This window comes from bacterium, assembly GCA_016873475.1.
GTDB lineage: Bacteria > Krumholzibacteriota > Krumholzibacteriia > JACNKJ01 > JACNKJ01 > VGXI01.
The window spans coordinates 1-4,689 of the sequence record VGXI01000225.1; the positions used below are offsets into that span (position 1 = coordinate 1).

The 4,689-nt window shown below is 72.3% G+C and carries 4 protein-coding genes; 2 read left to right on the plus strand and 2 right to left on the minus strand.

Annotated features, from left to right (window positions below; all coding sequences use genetic code 11):
- Nucleotides 1-33: 33 nt before the first annotated feature.
- Nucleotides 34-450 (minus strand): hypothetical protein, encoded by a 417-nt coding sequence (locus FJ251_13590; GenBank protein MBM4118738.1) that lies wholly within the window; start codon nucleotides 448-450, stop codon nucleotides 34-36.
- Between the two features lie 34 nt (nucleotides 451-484).
- A complete protein-coding gene (locus FJ251_13595) occupies nucleotides 485-1,276 on the minus strand; it encodes a class I SAM-dependent methyltransferase (protein MBM4118739.1) in 792 nt (263 codons plus the stop codon).
- Between the two features lie 42 nt (nucleotides 1,277-1,318).
- Here FJ251_13595 and FJ251_13600 point away from each other — a divergent pair, with 42 nt between their 5' ends.
- Both FJ251_13600 and FJ251_13605 read left to right on the plus strand, forming a co-directional pair.
- The gene (locus FJ251_13600; protein MBM4118740.1) at nucleotides 1,319-2,026 is read left to right on the plus strand and encodes a DUF4159 domain-containing protein; all 708 of its coding nucleotides are present in this window, start codon (nucleotides 1,319-1,321) and stop codon (nucleotides 2,024-2,026) included.
- A partial coding sequence (locus FJ251_13605) for a DUF4175 family protein (protein MBM4118741.1) occupies nucleotides 2,023-4,689 on the plus strand: 2,667 nt, incomplete at its 3' end. The genes FJ251_13600 and FJ251_13605, both read left to right, overlap by 4 nt.

The following is a 4,689-nucleotide window of genomic DNA, read 5'->3' on the forward strand; positions in this document are numbered from 1 at the left end:
TCGGTCTGCGTGATCTCGCCACGGCGCAAGGGATCACGCGCTGCTACGGAAGATCCGGCGCAGGAATCCACGTACTCCGTGCCCCGTCTTTCTGTAGACAAGAACCTGGCCCGGCCGGTAGTCAAACTCCGGCAGCAGAGCCAAGAGCGTGCATACGATGGAACCCATGCGGGCGGGCTTGAGATCTGGATCCTTGATGCTGAAGGTGCCGTCAGGGGAGTCCATCGCCCACTTGGCAATGGTGAACACATCAGCCTTGCTGATCGTCTGTGGTTGGCTGCTGTTGCCATCAGACAGCCTTACTAGCTTCCCGTCCCCTATCTGGATTAGGTTCCGCCGACGCTGCTTGAGCTTCGTAACCACAACATACTCGTCTTCGCGACCCCCAGAAGCTTGCTCCTGCTTGCGGATCACCTGCTCCAATCGCTCCCAGAGCACATCGGCGTTCACTCAGCACCTCCCAGTTTCGGATCACCTCTGGAGTCTAGCATGTACTGATAATCTCGCAGAAGACGCTCGAGTCGTCGATCTCGGAGACTGTGCCGGGCACCCCGATGCGCGCGCAGAGCGCGGCGAAGCCGGCAGGCGTCACGCGTCCCGAGCGGAAGCCGTCCGAGCAGACGATGTAGCCATCGCGGCAGGCCGGCAGGTCCAGCGGTCCGAGCAGGCCGGCCGCGGCCTGTGCCTCGAACCAGGCGAGGCGGTGGGGCCAGAAGGCATCGGCGTAGCTCGAGAAGATCGCCCGTCCCCCGGGGCGCAGCACGCGCAGTGCTTCGGCGAGTAGCGCTGCCTGGTCCACGCCGAAGGCGCAGATGCCGTTCTGCACGCAGGCCACGGCGTCGAAAAAGCCATCCGCGAAAGCGAGCCGGACAGCATCCATGCGGAGCCAGTGGGCGGCCGCTCCCAGTGGCGTGTGGGCGGCGGCCAGGGCCAGGCTTGCGGGCGCCGTGTCGATGCCCGTGACCTGCCGCTCGTCGCCCAGCAGCCGCTGAGTGACGCGTCCCGTCCCGCAGCCCAGTTCCAGCACTCGCCAGCCGGGCTGGAGGCGCGAGCGCAGATGCGCAATCTCGGCCTCCAGGTACTGCCGCACGCGCGGGCCGGCCAGCGCGTAGCAGGCATCCAGGCGCTCTCCCTCCAGACGGCCCGCGTAGTAGCCGGTCACGGCCTGTCGCTCCCTTTGCTTCCTGCGCTTTGGACCCTGGACCCTCGCCCCGCGGGCGTCAAGGGTCTGGAACCGTTTCTGCACCTGGGTCTTTGCTGGCCGATACGCTATCATTCAGGCAGTTCCGCCCAGAACCCCCCGACCTGGACCACCGCCATGCGCCGCTGGCCTCTCCTCGCTCTCGATCTCGCTCTCGCCCTTGCCCTCGGGCTCCGGCCCGCGGGCGCCGGCGCGCAGCTCGACGCGGCGCCCCGCCCCGGCGAGCTGCAGCTCGGCCGGCTCCACTACTCCGGCGGCGGCGACTGGTACGGCAACCCGAGCAGCCTGCCCAACCTGCTCGAGGAGTTCGAGCGGCGCACCGGCATTGCCTGCGCTGAGCGCGAGACCGTCGTCAAGGCCACGGATCCGGGCCTGGACCGCTTGCCGCTCGTCTACCTGAACGGTCACGGCAACCTGCAGCCGACGCCCGAGGAGGAGGCCCGCCTGCGCGCCTGGCTGCGGCGCGGCGGCTTCCTCTGGGCGGACGACAACTACGGCCTCGACGCCAGCTTCCGGCGCACGGTGGAGCGGGTTTTCCCCGAGGAACAGCTCGTCCTCGTGCCCGCCGAGCACCCGATCTACCACAGCTTCTACGACCTGGCCGGCGTGCCGAAGATCCACGTCCACGACGGCAAGCCACCGCAGGGCTGGGGCCTCTTCCTCGACGGCCGGCTCGCCGTCTTCTACACCTTCGAGGCGGACATCGGCGACGGCCTCGAGGATCCCGACGTGCACAAGGACCCGCCCGACAAGCGCGAGGCGGCGCTGAAGATGGCGATCAACGTGCTCTACCACGCCCTCGTGCGGGCGCGGCCGGCGGCATGAGCGCGCCCGGCGCAGCGACGGCCGCCCAGCGGCTCGGCGCCCTGCTCGGCCGCGAGCTGGCTCGCGCGCGGCGCCTGCACTGGCGCGCGGCGCTCGGGCCGGCGGGCGCGGCGGCCCTGGCCGTGCTGCTGCTCGCGGCACTCGCTCTCCAGTTCATCTCGCCGGCGAGCGCGCGGGGCGGCGGGCTCTTCGCGCTCCTCGCCTGGCTGCTCGCGCTCGCGCCCCTCGCCGCGGCCTTCGTCTGGCCGCTGCGCCGCTTGCCCGACGCGCGTCGCCTGCTGCGCGAGGCCGAGGCGCGCGCCGACACGCGCCAGCTCCTCGAGACCGCCGCGGACGTCGCCGAGGGCCGCCTCGCCGGCAAGGGCTACTCGCCCGCGCTGATGGACCGCGTGCTCGCGGACGCGGTGGCGCGTGCCGCCGCCGGTCTACCCGATCCCGAGCAGGGTCCCTGGCCGCGGCGGGGCCGGCGGGCGCTCGCCGTCCTGGCGCCGCTCTTTCTGCTCGCGGCCCTGCCCGCGAGCCGCACGGGCATTCGCCCGCTGAGCTTCCTGCTCGACCCGCGCAATCCCGCGCACTACGCCGAGCGCGCCAGCCTCGCGCTGGCGCCGGGGGACATCGACTTGCTCGCCGGCAGCCCGCTGCGCCTGGAGCTGCGCGAGCAGGGCCTGCCCTGGCGTTTCCCCGGCGCGCTGGCCCTTGAGGTCGACGAGACCGGCGACCTCTTCCAACCCGCGCCGCTCACGCGCGAGGGCGAGCTGTGGGTGCATCAGCGCGAGGCCGTGCAGCAGGGCTTCGCCTACCGCGCGCGCCACGGCCGCAGCCTGAGCCCGACCTACCGCGTGCGGGTCTACCATCCGCCGGTGCTGGACAGCCTGCAGGTCACGGCCACGCCGCCGGCCTACACGCGACTGCCCGCGCGCAGCCTCACCCTGCAGAGCGGCAGCCTCAGCCTGCCGCTGGGCAGCCGGCTCGTCTTCGCGGGGCTCGCGGGCAGCGAGCTGGCCCAGGCCTGGCTGCTGGGCGCCGGGCCGGACAGCCTGCCGCTCGCGGTGGAGGGCCGCCGCCTGCGCGGCGCGCTCAGCGTGGACGGCGACGCCCGGCTCTCGCTCAGTCTCGTCGATGCGCGGGGCACGCGCAGCCGCACGCCGAGCTTCCTCGAGCTGAACGCCCTGCCCGATCGGCCGCCTGCGGTCGAGATCCTCGCGCCCGGCCCGGACGCCGAACTCAGCCGCGACCTGCTGCAGACTCTCGAGATCAGCGCCGCCGACGACTACGGCGTGGCGAGCCTCGGCCTGCGCGCCGCCAAGCGCGGCGAGCCCGACACGCTGCGCCGGGCGCTGCCGCTCGGCGAGCTGGCCGGCCAGCCGCGCGCGGCCCTGCGCTGGCGCTGGGACCTGGGCGCCGACTGGTCGCTCTTCCCGGGCGACGTCGTCGAGTACTGGCTCGAGGCGACGGACACGCGGCCCGGCCGGCCGGGGCGAGGCGCGAGCGGCGTCCAGCGCCTGCGCGTGCCCTCGGTGGCGGAGATCTACGCCGACATCGAGCAGGAGGACGCCGCGCGCAGCGAGTCCCTCGAGGAGATGGTCGAGGAGGGCCAGAAGCTGCAGGAGGATCTGCGCCAGCTCGAGCAGGAGCTGCGCGCCGACCCTCAGCTCGACTGGGAGCGCCAGCAGGAGCTGCAGGACACCTTCGAGCGCCTGGAGCGGATGAGCGAGCAGCTCGAAGAGCTGAGCCAGGGCCTCGCCGAGCGCAGCGAGACCCTCGGCGAGAACGAGATGCTGCGCCAGCAGATGGCCGAGAAGCTGCAGAAGATCGAGGAGCTGATGGCCGAGCTGCGCGACACCGAGGCGGGCGAGCTGCTGCGGCGCTTCCAGGAGCTGCTCGACCAGATGGATCCGGAGGCGCTGCCCGAGGAGCTGGCCGAGCTGCGGATGGACCACGAGCAGATCCTCGAGCAGCTCGAGCGCACCGAGGCGATGCTCGAGCAGCTGATGCGCGACCAGAAGCTCGACGCGCTGCAGCGCGAGCTGGACGAGCTGCTCGAGCGCCAGGAGGCCCTGCGCGAGGAGTCCGAGCAGCTACCCGAGCAGAAGGAGGCGGCCGAGCGCGCGCGCGAGCAAGAAACCGCCGCGCCCGCCGAGGAGCGGGCCGAGGCCGCGGCCGATTCGAGCGCCGGTCAGCGCGGCGAGACGAAATCCGAGGCCGGCGAGGAGCGGAAGTCGGCGGAGAGCCCCGAGGAGAAGGCCGCCCGCGAGGCCCTGGCCAAGGAACAGGCGGAGCTGGCGGAGGAGACCGCCGAACTGCTCGAGAAGATCCGCGAGACGGCCGCGCAGCTCGAGGAGGAGTTCCCCGAGCAGGCGGGCGAGATGGAGAAGTCCGCCCAGCCGCAATCCCCGCAGGACCCGAGTCAGCCGATGAGCGACGCCGGCGAACAGCTCGGGGACCAGGAGCCCGAGGCGAACCAGAGCCAGCGCGAGGCCGCGCGCCGCTTGCTCAAGCTCTACTGGAAGCTCGTCCAGGCCCAGGCCGGCATGAGCTCCCAGACCAACGCGGCGGCACTCGAAGCGCTCGAGGACGCCACGCGCGATGCGCTCGAGGTCTCCCTGCGCGAAGAAGCCCACGAGGAGGAGACGGCGCGCCACCTGCGCCAGGGCCGGCGCCCC

Coding starts and splice junctions, on each gene's coding strand:
- FJ251_13595 (MBM4118739.1), bottom strand. CDS start 1,276: ATGATAGCGTATCGGCCAGCAAAGACCCAGGTGCAGAAACGGTTCCAG.
- FJ251_13600 (MBM4118740.1), top strand. CDS start 1,319: ATGCGCCGCTGGCCTCTCCTCGCTCTCGATCTCGCTCTCGCCCTTGCC.